Genomic DNA, 23,133 nt, shown 5'->3' with positions numbered 1-23,133 from the left:
GCGTTGCAGGGAAATGACCGGGCGGCGTAGCGCGTGTGGCAGGTTCGGCGGCCGTTGCGGCAAATGAAAACACCGGGCAATGCCCGGTGTTTTCACTTGCGCCGACGTCCAGCCGCGCCAGCGCCATCATTCTTCCGACCAGGAGCCCCTTCTTGTTGAAGGGGCGCGCCGAAGGCGGGGGTAGAGGAAGAATGCGTGGGCAGCGGAAGTGGGAAAGAAGGCTTATGCCTTCTTTTCCGCTTCCAGCTGCTTGCGGATCTGCGCATCGACCGCCGCGATCGCGGTCATGTTCAGGATCCGGCGCGAAGTGGCGCTGGTGGTCAGGATGTGCACCGGCTTGTTCACGCCCATCAGGATCGGGCCGATCGCCACGCCATCGGTGAACACGCGCACCAGGTTGTAGGCGATGTTGGCCGCTTCCAGGTTCGGCAGCACGAACAGGTTGGCGCGGCCCTGCAGGGTCGAGCCCGGCAGCAGCTTCTGGCGCAGCGCTTCATCCCATGCGGTGTCGCCCTGCATTTCGCCGTCCACGTTCAGGCGCGGGTTGCGCTTGAGCAGCAGCTCGCGCACCTGGCGCATCTTCAGCGCGTCCTTCGAATCGTGGCTGCCGAAGTTGGAGTGCGACAGCAGCGCGACCTTCGGCTCGATGCCGAACAACTTCATGCGGTAGGCCGCCTGCAGGGTCGCTTCGCACAGCTGCTCGGCGGTCGGGTCTTCCTGCACGTGGGTATCGACGAAGAAGAACACGCCCTGCTGGTTGATCACGCCGGTCATCGCCGAGGTCGAGGTGACCTTCGGCTCCAGCGGCAGCACGCTGCGCACGTAGCCCAGCTTCTTGTGGAAGCGGCCGACGATGCCGGTCAGCATCGCATCGGCTTCGCCACGCGCCACCATCACTGCTGCGATCAGGGTCGGGCGCGAACGCATCAGGTTCTTCGCCGCGGCCACGGTCACGCCACGACGGCCGGTCAGGCCATGGTAGTACTGCCAGTATTCGTTGAAGCGCGGGTCATCGTTGATGTTGGTGACTTCAACGTTCTCGCCGATCTTCAGGCGCAGGCCGAGGCGTTCGATGCGCGACTCGATCACTTCCGGGCGGCCGATCAGGATCGGGTGCGCCAGGCCGTCATCGACCACGTTCTGCACCGCCTGCAACACCACTTCCTCTTCGCCTTCGGCGTACACCACGCGCTGCTTGTCGCTGCGCGCGCGGTCGTAGACCGGCTTCATCATCAGGCTGGTGCGGTAGACGAACTGGGCCAGCTTGTCGCGGTAGGCGCCCATGTCGTCGATCGGGCGCGAGGCCACGCCCGAATCCATTGCGGCCTGGGCCACGGCGGCCGACAGCTCCACCAGAAGGCGACGGTCGAACGGACGCGGGATCAGGTATTCACGGCCGAAGCTCGGGGTGTCACCGCCATAGGCCGAGCCCATGTCGGTGGCGGCGCGGCGGGCCAGTGCAGCGATGGCACGCACGCAGGCGATCTTCATTTCCTCGTTGATCGCGGTGGCGCCCACGTCCAGCGCACCACGGAACAGGTACGGGAAGCACAGCACATTGTTGACCTGGTTCGGGTAGTCCGAACGGCCGGTGCCGATGATCGCGTCCGGACGGGCGGCGCGCGCCAGTTCCGGCATGATTTCCGGGGTCGGGTTGGCCAGTGCGAAGATCACCGGATCCGGCGCCATGGTCTTGACCATGTCGGCGGTCAGGATGCCCGGCGCCGACAGGCCCAGGAAGATGTCCGCGCCGTCGACGATCTCGGCCAGGGTGCGCTTGTCGGTGTCGCGCGCATAGCGCTGCTTTTCCGGATCCAGGTCGGTACGACCGGTGTGGATCACGCCCTCGCGGTCGAAGGCCAGGATGTTTTCCGGCTTCAGGCCCAACTGCACCAGCATGTTCACGCAGGAAATGCCGGCCGCGCCCATGCCCGTGGTCGCCAGCTTCACGTCCTCGATCTTCTTGCCGGTGATCGCCATGGCGTTGAGCACCGCCGCGCCGACGATGATCGCCGTGCCGTGCTGGTCGTCATGGAACACCGGGATCTTCATGCGCTCGCGCAGCTTGCGCTCGACCACGAAGCATTCCGGCGCCTTGATGTCTTCCAGGTTGATGCCGCCGAAGGTCGGTTCCAGCGAGGCGATGATGTCGACCAGCTTGTCCGGGTCGGTCTCGTCGACTTCGATGTCGAACACATCGATGCCGGCGAACTTCTGGAACAGCACGCCCTTGCCTTCCATCACCGGCTTGCCGGCCAGCGCGCCGATGTTGCCCAGGCCCAGCACCGCGGTGCCGTTGGAGATCACCGCCACCAGGTTGCCGCGGGCGGTCAGCTCGCTGGCCTGCTGCGGGTCGGCCTTGATCGCTTCACAGGCGTACGCCACGCCCGGCGAATACGCCAGCGACAGGTCGCGCTGGGTCAGCATGGGCTTGGTAGCGGAAACCTTGATCTTTCCCGGCGGGGACATCCGGTGGTAATCGAGGGCGGCCTGTTTGAAATCTTCGTTGGACATCGATGTGGGTTACATGAATGGGCAGAAGGGACAGGGGATGATACCCCCGTTGGAGCGTCTGGACCTGTCGCTATCCTGTCGCAAGCATGCTGCGACCGCACAATTCCGTGCCGTATGCGACGGTACCGCGATGTCAGCTTCGGCGTTGCCCATGACAGCCATGGGACGCCCTGAAACGCCGCGGGGCCGTACCACTGTCGTGACCGGCCCCGCGGTACCACACACCTGGATCAGCCCTTGGCCGGCAGTGCCTCGGGCAGCGCATCGACCGGCGGCGGCAGTTCGCTTTCGCGGCCATCCAGCGCCAGCTTCAGGCGGTTGCGGTCCAGCGCGCCTTCCCAGCGCGAGACCACCACGGTGGCCACGGCATTGCCGATGAAGTTGGTCAGCGAGCGGCATTCGCTCATGAAGCGGTCCACACCCAGGATCAGCGCCATGCCGGCCACCGGCACTTCCGGCACGACGGCCAGGGTGGCGGCCAGGGTGATGAAGCCCGCGCCGGTGACGCCGGCCGCGCCCTTGGAGCTGAGCATGGCGACCAGCAGCAGGGCGATCTGGTGGCCCAGGGTCAGTTCGGTGTTGGTGGCCTGGGCGATGAACAGCGCCGCCAGGGTCATGTAGATGTTGGTGCCGTCCAGGTTGAACGAGTAGCCGGTCGGGACCACCAGGCCCACCACCGACTTGCTGCAGCCGGCGCGTTCCATCTTCTCCATCAGCGACGGCAGCGCCGACTCCGACGACGAGGTGCCGAGCACCAGCAGCAGTTCGGCCTTCAGGTAGCGCGCCAGCTTGAACACCGAGAAGCCGCACAGGCGGCAGACCACGCCGAGGATCACCGCCACGAACAGGAAGGCGGTGAGGTAGAACGAGCCCACCAGCCAGGCCAGGTTGATCAGCGAGCCGACGCCGTACTTGCCGATGGTGAAGGCGATCGCACCGAAGGCGCCGATCGGGGCGGCCTTCATCAGGATGTGCACCAGCTTGAACACCGGAGCGACCAGCGCCTCCAGGAAGTTCAGCACCGGCTTGCCCTTCTCGCCCACCATCGCCAGCGCGATGCCGAACAGCACGGCCACGAACAGCACCTGCAGGATGTTGCCGTCGACGAACGCGCTGAGCAGCGTCTTCGGGATGATGTCCATCAGGAAGCCGACCAGGGTCAGGTCGTGCGACTTCTCGACGTAGCTGTGCACCGCGGTCTGGTCCAGCTCGGCGGGGTTGATGTTCATGCCGGCGCCGGGCTGCACCACGTGCGCCACGATCATGCCGACGATCAGCGCCAGCGTGGAGAAGAACAGGAAGTACGCCATCGCCTTGGCAAAGACCCGGCCCACCGTACGCAGGTGGGTCATGCTGGCGATGCCGGTGACGATGGTGAGGAAGATCACCGGCGCGATGATCATCTTCACCAGGTTGATGAAGGCATCACCGAGCGGCTTCATCTTCTCGCCGATCAACGGCTCGTAATGGCCGAGGATGGCGCCCAGGACGATCGCCACGATCACCTGGAAGTACAGCTGGCGATAGATCGGCAACGGCTTTGCAGGCACCGGTGCTGCGGTCGGGATGTGCATGGCGGACTCCGGAAGGGGCGTTTTCAGGCACGTACGGCCCCGGAGCTGCACGGGAACCGTTACCGTGGAAACTGATCGCAGGCCCTGTGCAGCACGCACAGGAGGTGCGACCAATGGACGCCTTTGTACGCGCCAGGCACGCCAGCGCAGATAACCTATTGGTACTAGCCTCCCGGTTCAGGTGGCACAGGTGCCTACACTGGCGCCGCACCGCCCGATCCTGGGGAGGCTGGTGGCCCGGGCTGAACGGCTGGGTGAGTCTTTGCGAAAGTTCCGGCCCTTCCGGCCGTTGATGTCCTGTCCACACGCAATCTGAGAGAGCCGCACCCAACATGCGCCCGAATCCCACCTTGCTGGCCCTGTCGCTGGCCGCCCTTCCCGCCTTCGCCTCGGCCGCCGATTTCGACAACTGGCCGACCAAGTACACCTTCGGTGATGGCACCGAGCTGGCGGCCACCGCCAACATCGCCTACGACTACAACGACTTCTCCTCGGCCAGTGGCCTCGAGGACGACGATGCCGTGCGCCGCAAGGAATTCGGCGCGACGCTGAAAAAGAAGGGCGTCTACGATGCGATGGTCTACTACGACTTCCAGGCCGATACCTGGCTGGACGTGTTCGTGCGCTTCGAGAGCAAGGCCTTCTTCGGCCGTGACGTCGGCCGCTTCCGCTTCGGCTACATGAAGACCCCGGTCGGCCTGGATGCGAACACCTCTTCGCGTGCCGGCAGCTTCCTGGAAACCTCGCTGCCGGTGCAGGCCTTCTACGAAGGCCGCCGCACCGGCGTGGAGTGGGTGCTGGAGCGCCCGCAGTACCTGCTGCAGGCCGGGGCCTATGGCGGCAAGGACCTGCAGGGCGACAACCCCGGCACCACCCAGGCGGTGCGTGCGGTGTGGACGCCGGTGAAGGCACCAGGCGATGTGATCCACCTGGGCCTGGCCTACTCGCAGGAAAACCCGCGTGGCTACAGCGATGGCCGCGACGTGCATCACGAGGCCAGCGCCCGCCTGCGCGCGCGCCCGGAAGCCGGCCTGACCGACATCCGCTACGTCGATTCCGGTGCGCTGGTCACTGCCGACCAGATCCGCCGCACCGGCCTGGAAGGCATCTGGATCCGGGGCCCGTTCTCGCTGCAGGCCGAAGCGCTGCGCGCTACGGTCACCCGTCATGACGGCAAGCCCGACTACACCGGCAGTGGCCAGTACGCGATGGCCAGCTGGGTGCTGACCGGCGAATCGCGCCCGTACAACGCCGGCGCGGTGGCCAACATCAAGCCGGCGCACAACTACGGCGCGGTCGAACTGCTGGCCCGATACAGCCGTCTCGACCTGGACGATGGCAGCATCCTCGGCGGCCGCCAGCACGACCTGACGCTGGGCGCGAACTGGTACCTGACCAGCCACTTCAAGTTCCAGGCCAACTACGTGAAGGTCGACGCCAGCCGTCGTGGCGTGCACAGCACGCCGGAGATCTTCGAACTGCGCGCGCAGATGCACTTCTGACCCCTTCCACGTCAGACCCCGGCGGGCGTGCACGCCACGCCCGCCGGCCCTGCGTAGACTGCCGCCATGTACTGGCTCAGCCGCCACCGGATGCTGTTGCTGACCCTGCTGGTGATGGTCGGCGGTACCGTGCTGTGCGCGGTCGCCGCCGGTCATTACGCCTGGCGGCGCGCGCTCGGCGAGGAAAGCAGCCAGGTGCAACGCCAGCTGCAGCTGTATGGCCAGGGCCTGCAACAGCGCATCGACCGCTTCGGCACCTTGCCGCAGGTGCTGGCACTTGACCCGGATCTGCTGCATGCACTGCGCGTGCCGCCCTCGCCCAGCGAACGGCAGCGGCTGAACCTCAAGCTGCAACGCGCCAACGAAGTCACCCGTGCCTCGACCCTGACCCTGGTCGGCCACGACGGTGTGGCGGTGGCGGCCAGCAACTGGGACCAGCCGACCACCAACGTCGGCGAGAACTACAGCTACCGCCCCTACTACCGCCAGGCGCTGGCGCAGGGCCGTGGCCGCTTCTACGGCATCGGCATGACCACCGGCGTGCCCGGCTATTACCTTTCGCAGGCCATCGAAGAAGACGGCAAGCGGCTGGGCGTGGTGGTGATCAAGGTCGAGTTGTCCGCGCTGGAACAGGAATGGCTGAGCAGCCCGGACGTGGTGCTGGCCAGCGACGACCACGACGTGGTGTTCCTGGCCAACCGGGACAGCTGGCGCTACCGGCTGCTGCGCCCGCTGGGAGCCGATGAGCGCCGCGAGATGCTGGACGCCCGCCAGTACGCCGACCGCGCATTGCAGCCCCTGCGCGCACGCACCGAAGACGTGCTGGCCGATGGCGGCCGCATGGTGCGCCTGCTGGATCCGGCGCTGCCGCAGCCGATGCTGTGGCAGAGCCTGCCGCTGCCCGCCGAAGGCTGGAACCTGCACCTGCTGCACGATGCCAGTGCCGCCACCGGCGCCGGCCGCGCCGCCGCACTCACCGGTGGCGCTGCATGGCTGGCGCTGGGCTTCCTGGTGCTGTTCGTGCAGCAGCGCCGGCGACTGGCCAAGCATCGCCTGCGCAGCCGCCGCGAGCTGGAAACCCTGCTCAAGCAGCATGCACAGGAACTGCGTACCGCGCAGGATGGCCTGCTGCAGGCCGCCACCGATGCCGACAGCGGCCTCAGCCGCAGCCTCGAACACCTGCCGCAGGGCGTGGTGGTGATCGACCGCGAACTGCGCCTGGTCGCGTGGAATTCGCGCTATCTGGAACTGTTCCGCTTCCCGCAGGACCTGGTTCGCGTCGGCCGGCCGATCGAGGAACTGTTCCGCTTCAACGCACGCCGTGGCCTGCTTGGTCCGGGCCCGGTCGATGAAGCCATCGAGCGCCGCCTGAACCACCTGCGCAGCGGCCGCCCGCACATGCGCGAGAGCGAAAAAGACGATGGCACCGTGCTGGAAATCCGCGGCAACCCGCTGCCCGACGGCGGCTTCGTCACCAGCTATGCCGACATTACCAGCTACAAGAACGCCGCGCGCGAACTGCGCTCGCTGGCCGATGCGCTGGAACACCGCATCGCCGAGCGCACCCATGACCTGGAAGAAGCACGCCGCGAAGCCGAGCAGGCCAACCGCTACAAGACGCGATTCGTCGCCTCGGCCGTGCACGACCTGCTGCAGCCGCTCAACGCGGCGCGCATGTTCGTCTCGGTGCTGCGCGGCAAGCTGGGCGACCCGGCGCAGCAGCAGACTGCGGACCACATCGATGCTGCGCTGGCCGCGCAGGATGCGATCCTCAACAGCCTGCTGGATATCGCGCGCCTGGAATCCGGCAGCCTGCCGACCCGAGTGCAGGCGTTCCGGCTCGGGCCTTTGCTGCAGACGCTGGCGCGCGAATTCGGCATCGCCGCACAGTCGCGTGGCCTGGTGGTCGACTGGGTCGATACCGATGCGGTAGTGGTCAGCGATGAAGCCCTGCTGCGCCGAATCCTGCAGAACTTCCTGTCCAACGCGCTGCGCTACAGCGAACGCGGCCGCGTGCTGCTCGGCTGCCGTCGCCGTGAAGGCATGCTGTGGATCGAGGTGCACGACCAGGGCCCCGGCATTCCCGACGCGTTGCAGGGCGAGATCTTCGAGGAGTTCCGCCGCCTGCACGACGGCCAGCAGCGCGGCGCCGGCCTTGGCCTGGCCATCGTCGATCGCATCGGCCGCCTGCTTGGGCATCCGATCCGGCTGCGCTCGCAGCTGGGCCAGGGCAGCGTGTTCGCGGTGGGCGTGCCGTTCGGCGAAGCCAGCGCGATTCCCGCTACTGCTCCCGTGCCGGTGCTGGTGCAGGAACCGGCGGCGGACAACCCGCTTCGCGGTCGCCGGGTGTGGGTGATCGACGACGATCCGCACGTGTGCGCGGCCAGCCGCGCGCTGCTGGAGCGCTGGGGCTGCGAGGTGGCGCTGGCCGATGGCCCACAGGCGGCGCTGCAGCTGGCAGCAACAGGCGCAGTACCGGAGCTGGTGCTGCTGGATGTGCGCATGGGCGATCACCATGGGCCGGTGCTGTACGAGACATTGGCCGAATTGTGGCAGGCCCGCCCGCCGGTAGTGCTGGTTACTGCCGAGCGCGATGCGGGGTTGCGTGAGATGGCCGCCGAACGCGGCTGGGGGATGATGGCCAAGCCGGTGAAGCCGCCGGCGCTGCGGGCACTGATGAGTCAGTTGCTGATCCGCCATCGCGGGTAGTTTCCAGCCAACGGCGCAGCCCCTCGTGGGTGGTGTCTGGGTGGTCGGAAAGCAGAAGCCGCGGGTGGGCCGGTCGGGTTGGGTACGCGGAGGACGCCGTGAATCCGTCCATGGAGGCTTGCAGCCGCTTGCTCGTGTGCGCTGTCCTGCGCACACGGCAAGACCCGGGTTGGGCGTCCTGCCCAACCCGCCCGAGGCATGCCTCGGGCCCATGCGGCTGACACCCCCGCGCACCCAACCCGACCGGCCTCCGACAGATTTCGGTGGCCTGCACCCACGGAGAAGAAAATAAGATCAAAAGCGGGTCGCGCGCTGCGCTTGCTCGTGTAGAGCCGAGCCCATGCTCGGCTTCACGGACCGGCCAGAAAGCAGCCGAGCGTGGGCTCGGCTCTACAAAAAGCGGCCTGTCAGGCTGCCTTTGCTTTTGATCTTCTTTTCTCTTCCGTGGGTGGATGCGCACGGAACCTGTCCGTGGCCGGGCAGGTGGGCTGCGCAGGGGCGTGAGCCGCATGGATGCGGCGACCGAGCTTACATGGATGTACGTGCAGCGGCCCCTGTGCAGTCCACCTGCCCGGCCTCACCCATGAACTGCTCTACGTGTCCACCCACGAGGGGCTGCGCCGTTGGCTGGAAACTACAGCCCGATGCCGGCGTCGCCCTCGGGCTCCAGCGCCTTCACCAGCACCGCCGCCTGTGTGCGGCTGTGGCACTCGAGCTTCTTCAGGATGGCGGTGACGTGCACCTTCACCGTGTTCTCGGCCAGCCCCAGGGTGTAGGCGATCTGCTTGTTGAGCAGGCCATCGGCCAGGCAGAGCAGCACGCGGAACTGCTGCGGGGTCAGCTGGGCCAGGCGGCTGGCCAGTAGTGCATCGGCCTCGGAACGCTCGGCGGCCATCGCCGGGAACCACAGGCCGCCATCGAGTACTGCCTGCACGGCCTCGCCGATGGTCTCGGCCGGCGCGGACTTCGGGATGAAACCGGCGGCGCCGAACTGCTGGGCACGGCGGATCACCCGCGGATGGTCGTTGGAGGAAAGGATCACCACCGGGATGTCCGGATGCGAGCCGCGCACGTGCAGCAGCGCGGAAAAACCGTGCGCGCCGGGCATGGTCAGGTCGAGCAGCACCAGGTCCACGTCCGGCTGTGCGTCGAGCGCCTCGGCCAGCGCATCGGCACTGGCCACCTCGCGCACCTGCGCCAGCGGCAGGCTCTGCCGCAAGGACTGCACCACCGCCGAACGCAGCAGCGGGTGGTCGTCGGCGATCAGGATGGTGTATTCGCTCATGCCGCCATTGTACGGGCAGGCCGGAGCCTCAGCGCCCCGCCGGCTCGACGCTGCTGCGCCAGGCATCGAGGAACTGGCGGCGCTTGAGCGCATCCAGGTACACCAGCAGGCCCGGGCCGAGCTGGATCGGACGCCGGCTGCGGCCGGGCGCATCGTCGCCACGTGCGTTGCCGGTCACGATCGGCATCAGCCGCGCCTCGCGCGACAGCACCTGCTGGCCACGGGGCGACAGCAGGTAGTCGAGGAAGCGCCGCGCTTCTTCCGGGTGTGGGCCGGTACGCGGAATCACCGCGGTGCGCAGCACCACCAGCGTGTAGTCCTCAGGCTCGACGATGGCCAGTGGCGCGCCGGCATCGACCCGTGCCTGCGCGTAGGAACCAAGCACGTTGTAGACCAGCGACAGCTCGCCGCTGGCCACCTTGTCCAGCAGCACGCCGGTGCGCTCTTCGCGCACTACGTCGTTGTCGCCGAGCGCCCCCAGCAGCGCGCCGGCGATGCTGCCGCGCTGCGCATCCTGCGTTGCCAGCAGGTAGCCGACACTGCTGCGCTCGATGTCATAGGTGCCGACCCTGCCGCGCAGCGGTGCACCTTCGGCACGCAGCCGGTCCAGCAGCTGGCGGCGCGTGTGCGGCACCTTTGCCGAAGGCATTGCGCGGGTGTTGTAGACCATCACCACCGGCTCGTAGCTGATGCCGAAGGCCTCGTTGCGCCACTGCGCCCAGGCTGGCAGCGCAGCGGTCAGCGCCGAGCGATGTGGCAGCGCGTGGCCATCGTTGACCAGCTTGGTCTGCAGGTCCATGCCGCTGGAGATCAGCAGGTCCGGCGATGCGGGTCCACCGCGGTCGTGCAGGTAACGCGCGTACAGGTCCTGGGTGATGATGTCCTCGTACACCACCTCGGTGCCCGGGTGCAGCCGCTGGTAATCGGCAATCACCACCGCGAACACTTCGATGTCGGTAGTGCCGTGAATGCGCAGCTGCGCGGTGGCCGCCCCCTGTGCGGGAAAACGACGCACATCGCCGGGCGCGGCCAGCACCGGCAGGGCCAGCAGCAGGGCAACGGCCGTGGCAAACAGGCGGATCATGGACTGCTCCGTGGCAGGCGGATGGTGGCGATCAGCCCGCCCTGCGGGCGGTTGCTGAGGTCGATGCGGCCGCCGTGGCTGTCGACCACCCGCTTGACGATGGCCAGGCCCAGCCCGGCACCGCCGGATGGCGCGCCTTCGCCACGCGCGAAGCGCTCGAATACGCGTTCGGCATCGGCAGCCGCGATGCCTGCGCCATGGTCGGCGATGGTCAGCACGGCCTGCCCGCTTTCCACGGTCAGCGCGATCTGCAACGGGCCGTCGCCGCCGTACTTCAACGCGTTGTCGACCAGGTTCTTGATTGCCTCGCGCAGCAGCAGCGCGTCGCCATGCACCTGCACCGGCTCGGCAGTCATCGCCAGTTGCACGCGCGGTGCCGGGCTTGCCTGCGGCAGTGCTTCATGCAACGCCTGGTGCACGGTCTCGGCCAGATCCACCGCCGCAAAGCGCTGCAGGTGCGAACGATGGATCACGCTGGCATCGCTGAGCAGCTGGTTGAGCAGCCGGCTCATATGCGTGGCGTTGCGCTCGATCGCCTGCAGGCTGCGTCGCATGTCCTCAGGATCGTCATCATCCAGCGCCAACTGCGCCTGAGCTCGCAATGCCGCCAGTGGCGTGCGCATCTGGTGTGCGGCCTCGGCCATGAACGCGCGCAGTGTCTCGTTGCTGCTGGACAGGCGCTCCATGAAGCGGTTCAACGCGGCCACCATCTGGTCCATCTCGCGTGGCACGCGGGCATCGAGCGGCTTCAGGTCGGACGGCTCGCGGCGCGACAGCTCGCGCTCCACCCGCACCAGCGGCCGGAACGCACGATGCACGCCGAACGCCACCAGCGCCAGCAGCAGCCCGGACAACACACCGATCGCCAGCAATGCACGATTGACCATGTCCTGCGCAACGGCTTCGCGCGCGCGCCGGGTCTGGCCCACCTGCACCTGCACCTCGCCCTGCGCGGAGGCCGCGGCGAAACTGCGGCCGACCACCACGAAGCGCACGGTTTCGCCGCTGTAGGGGGCGTCGAACAGCTGCGGCTGGGTACCGGGCCTGCGCGGCGGTGTCGGCAGATCACCGTAGCCGGTGATCAGCGTGCCGCGGCTGTCGGCCACCCGGTAGAACACGCGGTCCTCCGGCGCCATCGCCAGCAGGTCCAGCGCCGCATAGGGCAGATCGACCTGCCACTGGCCGTCGACCAGGGCCACCGAATCGGCGATGGACAGCGCCGAGGACACCAGCAGGTGATCGTAGGATCGGTTGGCGGCGCGCTGGCCGTAATCGCGTGCGGCGAACAGCAGGGCCACCGCGAACACCGCCAGCAGCACGCCGAGGTAGAGCAGCAGCGTGCGCCGCAGCGAACCCGGCGCCGCAGTCGCAGCACGCGTGTCAGCCATCGGCGTCGGCATGGGTATCGCTGGCTTCCAGCAGGTAACCGACGCCACGCACCGTGGTGATGCGCAGCGGCGCGCCCGCCAGCTTCTTTCTCAGGCGACCAACGTACAACTCGATGGCATTCGGGCCCGCTTCGTCATCGAAACCAAACAGGCCGTTGCCGATCTCGTCCTTGCCGACCACCTGGCCAAGACGGCCGACCAGGATCTCCAGCAGGCGGTACTCGCGATTGGGCAGTTCGATCGGCTCCCCGTCGAGGCTGACCCGGTGCGCCGCGTTGTCGAACTGGAAGCCGCCAATCTGCACCACTTCGCTGGCCTGGCCGCGCGCACGCCGCAGCAGCACGCGGCAGCGCGCTTCGAACTCGCGGAAATCAAACGGCTTGCCCAGATAGTCGTCGGCCCCCACATCCAGCGCCTGCACGCGATCTTCGATGCCGTCACGCGCGGTCAGCATCAGCACCGGCGTGCTGTCACCGCGCTCGCGCATGCCGGCCAGCACGCGCAGGCCATCGAGCTTGGGCAGGCCGATGTCCAGCACCACCAGGTCGAAGCTCTGGTAGCGCAGCACGCTGGCAGCGGCCAGGCCATCGGCCTGCCAGTCCACGGCGTGCCCGCTGCGGCGCATCCGGCGGATGATCGCATCGGCCAGATCCGGATTGTCTTCGACCAGCAGCAGGCGCATGGGCACACGGGTGGGAGGGGAACCGAATGCTACCGCATGCCGCCGCTGGGCTCGCCGGGCGCGGCACGGCGAGCCCAGCGGCCTGCTTTTCGCTGCACCGCACAATCCGTTGACAGGACGATGACAGCTTGCCCGACCCAGACTGCGGCCGCGCACCGTCCGGTGCCCACGATTGCCGCGCGCCTGGCGCGCACCTGGGAGGGTTTGTGGAATTCACGTTTGCCTGGCGGCGTCCTGCCGCCATGATGGCGCTGGCTGTCCTGTCGGTGCCGGCCTTCGCCGCCGAAGACGACCGTCCGGTCACCGCCACCCTGGGGGGCCGCCTGCACCTGGACTTCGCCACCTTCGACAACGACAACCGCGGAACGCCGAACAAGGATGACACCGAGATCCGCCGCGCCTGGGTCGATGTGTCCGGCAAGTTCTTCGTGGTCGACTACAAGCTGGAAGCCGACTTCTCCGGCGACCGCGTCGAGGCCAAGGATGTCTACCTGGCCCGCAGCTTCGGCAAGGCGGGCAAGCTGACCGTGGGCCAGTTCAAGCAGTATTTCTCGCTGGATGACCGTACCAGCTCCAACTACGGCAGCTTCCTGGAGCGCGGCAACGCCGGCACCACGCTGGCGCCGCTGTACCGCCTGAGTGCGTCCTGGCAGGCCAACCCGGGCGACTTCACCTGGGCGGCCAGCCTCTACAGCCTGGAGAGCATCGACGCCTGGCAGGTGAAGGGCCGCGCGGCGGGTGGTCGCGTCACCTGGGCGCCCTCGCCCAGCGACGGCGACGTGCTGCACCTGGGCCTGTCGCTGGCCCGCGAGGCGTATGACAACCCCGGCGCCAATGGCGTGCCCGGCCTGCGCATCCGTCCGCGCCCGGCCGGCCACCTGTCCGACGAGAGCCGCCTGACCCTGGTCGACTTCTCCGCCGGCCGCGATACCGACGTCAACAAGTGGTCGCTGGAATACGCGCAGGTGCGCGGCCCGCTGTCGTGGCAGGGCGAGTTCAGTGGCGCCACCTTCGATGACGGCGCCCAGCGCGGCGACGTGATGGCCGCCTACGGCATGCTCAGCTGGTTCGTCACCGGCGAAAGCCGCGCCTATGACCGCAAGACCGGACGCTTCGCGCGGGTGAAGGACATCCGCCACAAGGCCGGTGCATTCGAAGTGGCGCTGCGCTACGACCAGATGTGGGGCGCGCAGCACCTTGATGGCGCGCCGGACCTGCGCCGCGGCAGCACCGAAGCCTGGACGCTGGGCGGCAACTGGTACCTGCGCGACAACCTGCGCTTCATGCTCAACGTGATCGAAAGCCGCAACCGCGACCGCCTGGCCGGGGTCACGGTGGACCGCACCCGCGCGGTCACCGGCCGCCTGCAGTACGACTTCTAGGCCTGACATTCCGGGCGCGCGGCGCCCGGCCCCTTCCACTCCCCACGTCCTGTTTTCGCAAGGAGTCCGCAGATGATGCTGAGCATCCTCGGCTTTGGCATGGTCATTACGTTCATGTACTTGATCATGAGCAAGCGCCTGTCGCCGCTCGTCGCCCTGATCACCATTCCCATCCTGTTCGCGCTGATCGGTGGCTTCGGTGCCGGCATCGACGAGATGATGCTGGAGGGCATCAAGAAGATCGCGCCGACCGGCGTGATGCTGATGTTCGCCATCCTCTACTTCGGGGTGATGATCGATGCCGGCCTGTTCGATCCGCTGGTGCGGGTGATCCTGCGCTTCGTCAAGGGCGATCCGATGAAGATCGTGCTTGGCACCGCCGTGCTGGCGATGCTGATCTCGCTCGATGGCGACGGTTCGACCACCTACATGATCACCGTCTCGGCGATGCTGCCGCTGTACCAGCGGCTGGGCATGAACGCGCTGAACATGACCTGCGTGACCATCCTCGCCGGCGGCGTGATGAACCTGACCCCGTGGGGCGGCCCGACCGCACGCGCGGCCACTGCGCTGCACGTGGACCCGGCCGATGTGTTCGTGCCGCTGATCCCGTCGATGGTGATCGCCTGTGCCGGCGTGCTGCTGCTGGCCTGGTACCTGGGCCTGAAGGAACGCCGTCGCCTCGGCGTGGTGACCCTGCCCAAGGGCGGCAGCTGGATGGACAACAGCGTGTCCGATGACAGCAATCCGCTGCCGACCGTGGAAGACGCCGAGGACATCAAGCGGCCGAAGCTGCTGTGGGTGAACCTGGCCCTGACCGTGGCGCTGATGACCGCGCTGATCATCGGCGTGCTGCCGATGCCGGTGCTGTTCATGGTCGGCTTCGCCATCGCCCTGGTGATCAACTACCCGAACCTGGCCGAGCAGCGCCGCCGCGTGGTCAACCACGCCGGCAACGTGCTGTCGGTGGTGTCGCTGATCTTCGCCGCAGGCATCTTCACCGGCATCCTCAACAACACCGGCATGGTCGAAGCGATGTCGCACAGCTTCCTGGCGGTCATTCCGGAGTCGTGGGGCCCGTACCTGGCGGTGATCACCGCGGTGGCGTCGATGCCGTTCACCTTCTTCATGTCCAACGACGCGTTCTACTTCGGCGTGCTGCCGATCCTGTCCGAGGCCGCCGGCAACTACGGCATCACTCCGGTGGAAATGGCGCGCGCCTCGCTGGCTGGCCAGCCGGTGCACCTGCTCAGCCCGCTGGTGCCGTCCACCTACCTGCTGGTGGGCCTGGCCAAGGTCGAATTCGCCGACCACCAGAAGTTCACCCTGAAGTGGGCCATCGCCATCTCGATGCTGCTGATGATCGGCAGCCTGCTGTTCGGCCTGTATCCCCTCGCCGCCTGACCCTTTGCCAAGGAGCCTTCTGCAATGACGCTTCGAATCGCTTACGTCACCAGTGGAATGGGCAGTGTCGGCACTGCCATCTGCCAGAGCCTGGCCCGCAGCGGCCACACCGTGGTTGCCGGCTGCGCGCCGAACTCGCCGCGCAAGGCCAACTGGCTGCGCGAGCAGCGCGAACAGGGCTTCGACTTCATCGCCTCCGAAGGCAACGCGACCGACTGGGCCTCGACCAGCGCCGCGTTCGCCAAGGTCCGCGCCGAAGTGGGTGAGGTCGATGTACTGGTCAACAACTCCGGCGGCAGCCGCGACCTGCTGTTCCGGCAGATGACGGTGGAGGACTGGAACGCGGTGATCGCCTCCAACCTCAATGCGCTGTTCAACCTGACCAAGCAGGTGGTCGACGGCATGGCCACGCGGGGCTGGGGCCGCATCATCAACATCGGCTCGGTCAGCGCCCACAAGGGCCAGATCGGCCAGGTGAACTACGCCACCGCCAAGGCCGCGATGCATGGCTTCAGCCGTGCGCTGGCCGCCGAAGTGGCTTCGCGCGGCGTCACCGTCAACACGCTGTCGCCGGGCTACATCGCCAGCCAGGCGATCAGCAGCTTCCCGCCGGATGTACTGGACCGGCTGGCGGCCTCGGTGCCGGTGCGCCGCCTGGGTCGCCCCGAGGAAGTGGCCGGCCTGTGCGCCTGGCTGGCCTCGGATGAAGCCTCGTACGTGACCGGCGCCGACTATCCGGTCAACGGTGGCCTGTACATGGGGTAAGCCAGTCTCCACGCTGCGCGTGGACCGCCTCCCCCACGGAGTGCGCGGGGCCGGTGAACCTTTGCTTGCGAAGGGAATCCGGCCCCTTTTTCATCCGGCTGCGGGACCTGCGCGGGTGCCCTGCACCATTCGTTGGTTTTCCGTAAAGAAGGTTTCATGTTCCGTTCGCATAGTGGCCCTGCACCGCGCACGCGTGCCGGTGATCACCCCCCATGCAACGGACCACCATGCAGACCCGACACCTGACGATCGCCGTAGCGATCGTGCTCTCCGCCGCTGCCAGCGCCCATGCCGCCACCACCGCCGATACCGGCGCCAGCACCGATGCCGCGCTGAGCGCGCAGACGCTGGATACCGTCTCTGTGATCGGCCAGGGCGAGACCCGCCAGGTGCAGCGCATCACTGCCGTGGACAAGCAGGTGCTGCCGCCGGGCACCAGTGGCCAGAAGATCCTCGATCGCCTTCCGGGCGTGTCGGTGCAGTCCAACGATGCCTTTGGCGCCAACGAGGAATCGCAGACCATCAGCCTGCGCGGCTTCGACAAGAGCCGCCTGGGCTACACGCTGGACGGCATCCCGCTGGGCGACAACAGCTACGGCAATTACAACGGCCTGAGCATCGCCCGCGCGATCATCGCCGAGAACCTGGCCGGCGCCGAACTGTCGCAGGGCATTGGTTCGCTGGGCGTGGCCTCGACCAGCAACCTGGGCGGCACCATCCAGTATTTCTCGATGGATCCGTCCACCGAATTCGGTGGCCGCGCCAGCGTCACCGTCGGCGACAACAACCAGCGCCGCGGCTACCTGCGCGTGGACACCGGCGACCTCAACGGCTTCTCGGCCTATGTGTCCGGCGTGCACCAGGACCAGGACATGTGGGCCGCGCCGTACCAGAACCAGACCACCCGCCAGTTCAATGCCAAGGCAGTGTGGAACGTTGGCGACCACCGTTTCGGTGCGTTCGTGGCGACCTCGCGCGCCAGCCAGGCCAACTATGCCTACCTGTCCAAGGACATGCTGGCACGCGGACTGGGGTATGACTGGAACATCTACGCGCCGGACTGGGATCGCGCCGTCGCCGCCGCGTACTGCGCGCCTGGCACCTACAACAAGGCGCGCTGCAAGTTCAGCGGCGGCGTCAACAGCATCGACGATGCGTACTATCAGAGCCGTGCACTGCGCGACGACAACCTGTACTCGGTCGATGCCGACCTGCGCCTGGGCGAGCAGGGCCGCCTGAAGCTGCTGGCCTACCACCACGACAACCGTGGCCAGGGCCACTGGTGGGCACCGGGCCAGCCGTCCTACCCGGGTACCGACAGGATGCTGCCGATCTCGATCCGCAGCACCAACTACACGATCAACCGCGATGGCCTGACCGCCGCGCTGTCGTGGACGGTGGGCATCCACGAGCTGGAAGCCGGCCTGTGGTACGAGCAGAACGACCATAACGTGTCGCGCAACTTCTACTACATCAGCGGCCCGTTCCTGGACGACCTGTACCTGAAGAACCCCGACCGCTTGCTGTTCAACCAGGACTTCGACATCCGCACGCGCCAGTTCTACGTGCAGGACCGCATGCGCTTCCTGGACCAGCGCCTGACCGTGGACGTGGGCATCAAGAGCCCCAACACCCGCATGCGCGCCACCGCGCAGCCCGGCGTTGAAACCCGCATTGCGTCGGGCACACTGACCGCCAAGGAATCGGTGCTGCCGCAGGTAGGCCTGGGCTTCAAGCTCAACGCCAACAACGAGCTGTTCGCCTCCTACGCCGAGAACATCGCCGCCTTCGTCGGCGGTGGCAGCGGCGGCCCGCTGCAGGTGTCGCCGGAATCGTTCGCGGCCAGCGCCGGGCTGGAGCCGGAGAAGTCCAAGAGCCTGGAAGCCGGCTTCCGCACTTTCGGTGAGAAGTACCAGGCCTCGATCGCTGCATACAACGTCAAGTTCGACAACCGCCTGCTGTCGCTGAACCCGTGTTCGAGCATCGAAGTCGGCACGCGCCCGGAGTGCGTGACGCGCTTCATCAACGTCGGTTCGGTGAAGAGCCATGGCGCGGAACTGACCTTCATCCTCAAGCCGATTGATGGCCTGCAGTGGTACAACGCGCTGTCCTGGAACAAGACCACCTACGAGGATGACTACACCTCGGGCGGTGCGATCGTTCCGGTGGCCGGCAAGATCACGGTGGATACGCCGCAGCGCATGGCCTCCAGCGAGATCAGCTGGAACCGCGACGGCTTCTTCGCCAGCCTGCGTGCGAAGTACACCGGCAAGCGCTACTACACCTACACCAACGACCAGTCGGTGCCGGGCGTGACCACCTTCGACGCCGGTGCGGGCTACGATTTCGGCCCGGGCCTGGGCCTGCGCAACGTGCGGGTGTCGTTGAACGCGACCAACCTGACCAACAAGCGCTACGCCGGCCAGCTGAGTTCGTTCGCACCGACTGATCCGAAGGGCACGCGCTATGCGATCCATGCGAGTGCGCCGCGGCAGCTGTTCATGACGGTGGCGGCGGAGTTCTAAGTCAGAAGCGGGCGCTGCGGCGCATTGACTGTTCCTGCATGGCGCAGGTAGGCAGGCCCATGCAGGACACGCCGTAAACCCGTCCTTGGGGGCTCGATGGCGCCATCCATGGCGCCAACGGTCCTGCATGGGCCTGCCTACCCGCGCTCGACAATTCCCAGCGCCGGCGCGGAGGCAATGGAAAGCAAGAGCAAAAGCAAAGAGCCGGGCATTGCCCGGCGCTTTGCTTTTCAAACTTCTCAAACGCAATCCCTCTGGTGGACCTGCTGCCGCGCCCGCAGGAAATTGTCTGGAGGAGGCGGGGCACCCTGGTCAGGACCGTTGGCGCCATGGATGGCGCCATCGAGCACCATGGAGGGGCTTTTGCGTGTCCTGACCAGGGTGCCCCGCCTCCTCCCAGCCGATAGCAGGCAGGCGCAGGAGGATCCGCCAACGCATTTCATTCCGGCGCCAGCTGGTCCATCCGTATCCGGTTGGCGAACAGCGAGAACGCCAGCATGCCGGCCAGGCCGTTCGCCCGGCTCACCCAATGCGGCAGCCAGCGCGGCGGCTTCAGCACCCCCGCCTCGAACAGCGGCGCGAACGCGATCGCATCGGCCAGGCTCATCTTGCCGGCGAACAACCAGCGGCAGACCTGCAGGCGGTCCTCGGCCAGCATGTGCCGGAAGAAGGTGTGCACCGATACCAGGCCGCGCAGGTACACCGTGTCCTTGGTGAAGGCCAGGCCGCCACTCGGCGGCACGCCACGGAACACGCGCTGGGCCGAGGCGAAACTCTCTTCCGCGTTCTGCCCGGCATCGCAGAAATAGCGGAACACTTCGATGAAATCAGCGCCTTCGCGTGCCATCGCAATCGCTTCGGTACGCAGGCTGATGCGTTTCAGGCGCTCGATGTCGATGCTGCCGGTGATCTGCTCGGCGAAGGTCGCCAACCCTTCCTGGGTCGCCGTTACCCGTGGCGAGGACAACGCCAGGCTCGGCAGTACCGGCTGGCCGCGGCCATTCAATGCGGTCAGCGAATGCACCAGCGCTTCGTGGTGGAACAACTGCGCGCGGTCGTAGGCGCTGAAGCGCGCGCTGGTGCGCAGGCGGATGCGGGTCGGGCCGGCGGCGGCCTTGGACACCAGCTCCGGATCCAGCTGCACCTGGATGATGCGCGATTCGAAGAACGCATCCAGATCATTCTGCAGCTGCAGTTGCAGGGCGATGGCCGAGACCGGCACCTGCTCTTCCGGCGCCAGCAGTTCGTGGTCCAGTTCGGCGGCAATCTGTATGAAGTGGCGCGCCGCGTCGCGCGTGCTCGGGCCATTGCCCGGCAGCGGCTGCTCGGGGGCGCCGAACAGCTGCACCGAACAGGTATCAACGGCGGCGGTGCCCAGTCCTTCCAGCAGCTGCGCGGCCAGGTCCCAGCTCTGCGCTGACTGCCGCACGTAGTGGCCCAGCGGATGAGTGTCGTCGCAGTCGGCGGCGATCGCGGCCAGCGCGCGACGTTCTTCGCTGAAGTCCAGCCGTGGGTAATCCACCTTCGGCAGCACCGGCTGGCCGCGCGCCACGCTGTCCAGGAACGGTGCCTGCAGCGTGGCCGGCCAGCTGGTCAGGCCCAGCAGGCGGATGCCTCCCACGGCCTCGACCAGGCGCGCATCGAGCGCTGCATGGTGGGCCACATCACGGTCCAGCGTCGCAGTCGGTTCCATGCGCGGACTATAACGCCCTGCCGTGCCCGGCGCGGTGCGCCGCCGCCCGAGCATTGGCTCGGGCGCTACATGAAATGACTCCACCGCGGACCAGCTGTAGAGCCGAGCCCATGCTCGGCTGCCTTGTTACCGCCTACGCGGCTTGCCTGCCGGGCGGAACTGCTGGCCCTTGCCTTTCTTGCCGCCGCGCTCCTGCGCGGTCTCGGCCTGGCGTACCGCCAGCTTGGCGGCAGCGGCAGCCACTTCTTCCTTCAGCTTGAAGTAGTTCAGCAGCCGGCTCTCTTCGATCTCGCCCGCCTCGATCGCCGCCCGCACCGCACAGCCGGGTTCCTGCTGGTGCTTGCAGTCGTTGAAACGGCACTGTGCGGCCAGCGCCTCGATGTCGGCGAAGCCACCTTCGGACAGCGTCTCTTCGCCGGTCGGCTTCAGCTCGCGCATGCCCGGGGTGTCGATCAGGCAGGCGCCCGTCGGCAACGGCATCAGCGCGCGGTGGGTGGTGGTATGGCGGCCACGCGAATCGTTGGCGCGCACCGCGTTGGTCTTCATCCGCTGCTCGCCAAGCAGGGTGTTGGTCAACGTGGATTTGCCGGCACCGGAGGAACCGACCAGCACCACCGTGCGGCCCGGGCCCAGCCACGGTTGCAGCACCGCCACACTGTCGGCATCCAGGCCGTTGATCGCATGCAGCGCGATGCCCTGCATCTCCAGCTCTTCCAGCACCGCCAGCGCATCCTCGCTGTACTCGGTCTGGTCGGCCTTGGTCAGCACCACCACCGGTTCTGCACCACCACCGCCGACCAGCAGCAGGTAGCGCTCGATGCGGCGCGGATTGAAGTCGGCATCCAGGCCGCAGACGATGAACACCGTGTCGATGTTGGCCGCGATCACCTGCTGGTGGTAGTGCTCGCCGGCGGCGCCACGCTTGATCGCGGTGCGGCGTGGCAGCAGCGCGACAATGCGGATGCCGTCCAGCAGCACCCAGTCGCCCACTGCAGGCCGCTCGTGGCTGGGGAAGCGCGGGCGCTGCCATTCCGGCAGCGATTCGGCCTTGATCGACGCATCCGGGCCATCGGCCACCACGTAGTGGGTGCGGTGCTGTTCGATCACCCGCGCCGGGCGGGCCTGCGGATGTGCGGCCATCGCGGCCTGCCAGTCGGCCTGCTGCGCCGGGCCCGGCCAGGGCCAGCCAATGGTCTGCAGGGCGATGAAATCGGGGGTCTGGGTCATCGCCGCCATTCTACCCGTGCCGATGCCCTGCCAGCCCAGCAATGACGGGCCCGGCGCCCCTGCCATGCATTGCAGCAATTCCGGTAGGATGGAAGCCCCATGCCTTTTGACGGCCCAGCTCCCATGTCCACCAACTCGCCCAAGCCCCTGGCCATCCGCGAGCGCCTTTCCGAAGTGCGCTACGAAATCCGCGGAGAACTGGCGCGGCGAGCCCGGGAGCTGGAGGCGCAGGGCCGCAAGCTGATCAAGCTCAACATCGGCAACCCGGGCAACTTCGGTTTCCGCGCGCCCGAGCACCTGCAGCGCGCGATCGCCGATGACATGGGCCGCACCGACCCGTACACCCACCAGCAGGGCCTGCCGGTCGCACGCGAAGCCATCGCGGCGTACTACGCCCGCCGTGGCGCACCGGATGCGCACCCCGACCGTGTGTTCGTCGGCAACGGCGTCAGCGAACTGATCGACCTGTCGCTGCGCGCATTGCTCAACCCGGGCGACGAAGTGCTGGTGCCCTCACCCGACTACCCGCTGTGGTCGGCCTCGACCATCCTCAACGATGGCCGCCCGGTGTACTACCGCTGCGCCGCCGAGAACGGCTTCCAGCCGGACCCGAGCGAGATCGAGACGCTGGTGTCCTCGCGCACCCGCGCCATCGTGCTGATCAACCCGAACAACCCCAGCGGCGCCAGCTACCCGCGTGAACTGCTCGAGCGCGTGGTCGAGATCGCGCGCCGCCACAACCTGCTGCTGCTGGTCGATGAGATCTACGACCAGATCCTGTACGACGATGCGGTATTCCAGCCGGTCGCGCCGCTGGCCGGCGACCACCCGTGCCTGACCTTCAGTGGCCTGAGCAAGGTGCACCGTGCCTGCGGCTGGCGCGTGGGCTGGGCCCACCTCAGCGGCGACGACGCGCGCCTGGGCGACTTCCGCGCTGCGCTGGACCTGCTCGGCGCGCTGCGCCTGTGCGCCAACGTGCCGGGCCAGTACGCCATCGAGGCCGCAGTGAACGGCCCGGACACCATCTCCGAACTGTGCACCCCGGGCGGCCGCCTGTATGAAACCCGCCGCGCGGTGATCGAAGCCTGCGAAGCCAGTGAGCACCTGTCGCTGGTCGCGCCGGCCGGTGCGCTGTACGCGTTCCCGGCCGTGGTCGGTGCCGCCGCCAAGGGCTTCGACGACCACAACTTCGCGCTGGATCTGATGAACAATGAAGGCGTGCTGGTGGTACCGGGTTCCAGCTTCAACGTGCCCTACCGCCATCATTTCCGCGTGACCCTGCTGCCGGAAGCCTCGGTGATGCGCGATGTGTTCGCCCGCATCGACCGCGTGCTGGCCCGCCGTGCCGAGGACGCGACCAAGGTCGTACCGTTGAAGCCGCGCCGTTCGGTGGCCTGAG

General features: G+C 67.4%; 15 protein-coding genes. 7 read left to right on the top strand and 8 right to left on the bottom strand.

The genetic code is table 11. The features are described from left to right. Positions 1 to 222 precede the first annotated feature (222 nt). Together VG561_RS16600 and VG561_RS16595 are read right to left on the bottom strand one after the other, a co-directional pair. Positions 223 to 2,514 (bottom strand): NADP-dependent malic enzyme, encoded by a 2,292-nt coding sequence (locus VG561_RS16600; protein ID WP_014648356.1) that lies wholly within the window; start codon positions 2,512 to 2,514, stop codon positions 223 to 225. Between the two features lie 230 nt (positions 2,515 to 2,744). After that, the gene (locus tag VG561_RS16595) at positions 2,745 to 4,088 is read right to left on the bottom strand and encodes a dicarboxylate/amino acid:cation symporter (RefSeq protein ID WP_014648357.1); all 1,344 of its coding nucleotides are present in this window, start codon (positions 4,086 to 4,088) and stop codon (positions 2,745 to 2,747) included. Positions 4,089 to 4,420: 332 nt separating this feature from the next. Between VG561_RS16595 and VG561_RS16590 the strand changes: the two genes are divergently transcribed. Next, the gene (locus tag VG561_RS16590) at positions 4,421 to 5,590 is read left to right on the top strand and encodes an OprO/OprP family phosphate-selective porin (RefSeq protein ID WP_032959491.1); all 1,170 of its coding nucleotides are present in this window, start codon (positions 4,421 to 4,423) and stop codon (positions 5,588 to 5,590) included. Between the two features lie 66 nt (positions 5,591 to 5,656). Next, positions 5,657 to 8,299 (top strand): hybrid sensor histidine kinase/response regulator, encoded by a 2,643-nt coding sequence (locus VG561_RS16585; protein ID WP_014648359.1) that lies wholly within the window; start codon positions 5,657 to 5,659, stop codon positions 8,297 to 8,299. A gap of 634 nt (positions 8,300 to 8,933) precedes the next feature. On the opposite strand, the gene VG561_RS16580 is transcribed toward VG561_RS16585, so the two are convergent. The 4 genes from VG561_RS16580 to VG561_RS16565 are packed head-to-tail and all read right to left on the bottom strand — an operon-like array spanning position 8,934 to position 12,738. Beyond that, positions 8,934 to 9,584, bottom strand: coding sequence for a response regulator (locus VG561_RS16580; RefSeq protein ID WP_014648360.1), 651 nt, complete (start codon positions 9,582 to 9,584; stop codon positions 8,934 to 8,936). A gap of 28 nt (positions 9,585 to 9,612) precedes the next feature. Then, on the bottom strand, positions 9,613 to 10,668 hold the full coding sequence (locus VG561_RS16575) for an ABC transporter substrate-binding protein (RefSeq protein WP_014648361.1): 1,056 nt from the start codon (positions 10,666 to 10,668) through the stop codon (positions 9,613 to 9,615). Then, positions 10,665 to 12,056: a sensor histidine kinase gene (locus tag VG561_RS16570; protein WP_014648362.1), complete on the bottom strand. Its 1,392-nt coding sequence runs from the start codon at positions 12,054 to 12,056 to the stop codon at positions 10,665 to 10,667. The genes VG561_RS16575 and VG561_RS16570 overlap by 4 nt, the downstream gene beginning before the upstream one ends. After that, positions 12,049 to 12,738, bottom strand: coding sequence for a response regulator transcription factor (locus tag VG561_RS16565; protein WP_005419188.1), 690 nt, complete (start codon positions 12,736 to 12,738; stop codon positions 12,049 to 12,051). Before VG561_RS16565 ends, VG561_RS16570 begins: the two co-directional genes overlap by 8 nt. A 242-nt stretch (positions 12,739 to 12,980) precedes the next feature. Between VG561_RS16565 and VG561_RS16560 the strand changes: the two genes are divergently transcribed. The 4 genes from VG561_RS16560 (at position 12,981) to VG561_RS16545 (ending at position 18,814) form a co-directional block, all read left to right on the top strand. Next, entirely contained in the window at positions 12,981 to 14,120 is a 1,140-nt protein-coding gene (locus tag VG561_RS16560) for an OprO/OprP family phosphate-selective porin (protein WP_423179809.1), read from the top strand. Positions 14,121 to 14,195: 75 nt separating this feature from the next. Continuing rightward, positions 14,196 to 15,524: a CitMHS family transporter gene (locus VG561_RS16555; RefSeq protein ID WP_005419191.1), complete on the top strand. Its 1,329-nt coding sequence runs from the start codon at positions 14,196 to 14,198 to the stop codon at positions 15,522 to 15,524. Between the two features lie 24 nt (positions 15,525 to 15,548). Next, complete coding sequence (phbB, locus tag VG561_RS16550) at positions 15,549 to 16,289, top strand: acetoacetyl-CoA reductase (protein ID WP_005419193.1); 741 nt, start codon at positions 15,549 to 15,551, stop codon at positions 16,287 to 16,289. Between the two features lie 227 nt (positions 16,290 to 16,516). Further along, positions 16,517 to 18,814 carry a TonB-dependent receptor domain-containing protein gene (locus VG561_RS16545; protein WP_169412036.1) on the top strand — a complete coding sequence of 766 codons (2,298 nt, stop codon included), beginning with the start codon at positions 16,517 to 16,519 and terminating at the stop codon, positions 18,812 to 18,814. A gap of 439 nt (positions 18,815 to 19,253) precedes the next feature. On the opposite strand, the gene VG561_RS16540 is transcribed toward VG561_RS16545, so the two are convergent. Together VG561_RS16540 and rsgA are read right to left on the bottom strand one after the other, a co-directional pair. Beyond that, on the bottom strand, positions 19,254 to 20,507 hold the full coding sequence (locus VG561_RS16540; protein WP_075076345.1) for a flavohemoglobin expression-modulating QEGLA motif protein: 1,254 nt from the start codon (positions 20,505 to 20,507) through the stop codon (positions 19,254 to 19,256). A 126-nt stretch (positions 20,508 to 20,633) separates the two neighbouring features. Further along, entirely contained in the window at positions 20,634 to 21,743 is a 1,110-nt protein-coding gene (gene rsgA, locus VG561_RS16535) for a ribosome small subunit-dependent GTPase A (protein ID WP_032129866.1), read from the bottom strand. Between the two features lie 114 nt (positions 21,744 to 21,857). Between rsgA and VG561_RS16530 the strand changes: the two genes are divergently transcribed. Next, positions 21,858 to 23,132 carry a pyridoxal phosphate-dependent aminotransferase gene (locus VG561_RS16530; protein WP_046432453.1) on the top strand — a complete coding sequence of 425 codons (1,275 nt, stop codon included), beginning with the start codon at positions 21,858 to 21,860 and terminating at the stop codon, positions 23,130 to 23,132. Position 23,133: the final 1 nt, after the last annotated feature.

The organism is Stenotrophomonas sp. CASM110, from assembly GCF_049384345.1.
Lineage (GTDB): Bacteria > Pseudomonadota > Gammaproteobacteria > Xanthomonadales > Xanthomonadaceae > Stenotrophomonas > Stenotrophomonas muris.
This window is presented reverse-complemented; position numbering and strand designations above follow the sequence as displayed.

What these genes read in the sequence shown, in the direction of transcription:
- VG561_RS16600 (WP_014648356.1), bottom strand. Translation starts at nt 2,514, where the DNA reads ATGTCCAACGAAGATTTCAAACAGGCCGCCCTCGATTACCACCGGATG.
- VG561_RS16595 (WP_014648357.1), bottom strand. Translation starts at nt 4,088, where the DNA reads ATGCACATCCCGACCGCAGCACCGGTGCCTGCAAAGCCGTTGCCGATC.
- VG561_RS16590 (WP_032959491.1), top strand. Translation starts at nt 4,421, where the DNA reads ATGCGCCCGAATCCCACCTTGCTGGCCCTGTCGCTGGCCGCCCTTCCC.
- VG561_RS16585 (WP_014648359.1), top strand. Translation starts at nt 5,657, where the DNA reads ATGTACTGGCTCAGCCGCCACCGGATGCTGTTGCTGACCCTGCTGGTG.
- VG561_RS16580 (WP_014648360.1), bottom strand. Translation starts at nt 9,584, where the DNA reads ATGAGCGAATACACCATCCTGATCGCCGACGACCACCCGCTGCTGCGT.
- VG561_RS16575 (WP_014648361.1), bottom strand. Translation starts at nt 10,668, where the DNA reads ATGATCCGCCTGTTTGCCACGGCCGTTGCCCTGCTGCTGGCCCTGCCG.
- VG561_RS16570 (WP_014648362.1), bottom strand. Translation starts at nt 12,056, where the DNA reads ATGGCTGACACGCGTGCTGCGACTGCGGCGCCGGGTTCGCTGCGGCGC.
- VG561_RS16565 (WP_005419188.1), bottom strand. Translation starts at nt 12,738, where the DNA reads ATGCGCCTGCTGCTGGTCGAAGACAATCCGGATCTGGCCGATGCGATC.
- VG561_RS16560 (WP_423179809.1), top strand. Translation starts at nt 12,981, where the DNA reads ATGATGGCGCTGGCTGTCCTGTCGGTGCCGGCCTTCGCCGCCGAAGAC.
- VG561_RS16555 (WP_005419191.1), top strand. Translation starts at nt 14,196, where the DNA reads ATGCTGAGCATCCTCGGCTTTGGCATGGTCATTACGTTCATGTACTTG.
- phbB (WP_005419193.1), top strand. Translation starts at nt 15,549, where the DNA reads ATGACGCTTCGAATCGCTTACGTCACCAGTGGAATGGGCAGTGTCGGC.
- VG561_RS16545 (WP_169412036.1), top strand. Translation starts at nt 16,517, where the DNA reads ATGCAGACCCGACACCTGACGATCGCCGTAGCGATCGTGCTCTCCGCC.
- VG561_RS16540 (WP_075076345.1), bottom strand. Translation starts at nt 20,507, where the DNA reads ATGGAACCGACTGCGACGCTGGACCGTGATGTGGCCCACCATGCAGCG.
- rsgA (WP_032129866.1), bottom strand. Translation starts at nt 21,743, where the DNA reads ATGGCGGCGATGACCCAGACCCCCGATTTCATCGCCCTGCAGACCATT.
- VG561_RS16530 (WP_046432453.1), top strand. Translation starts at nt 21,858, where the DNA reads ATGTCCACCAACTCGCCCAAGCCCCTGGCCATCCGCGAGCGCCTTTCC.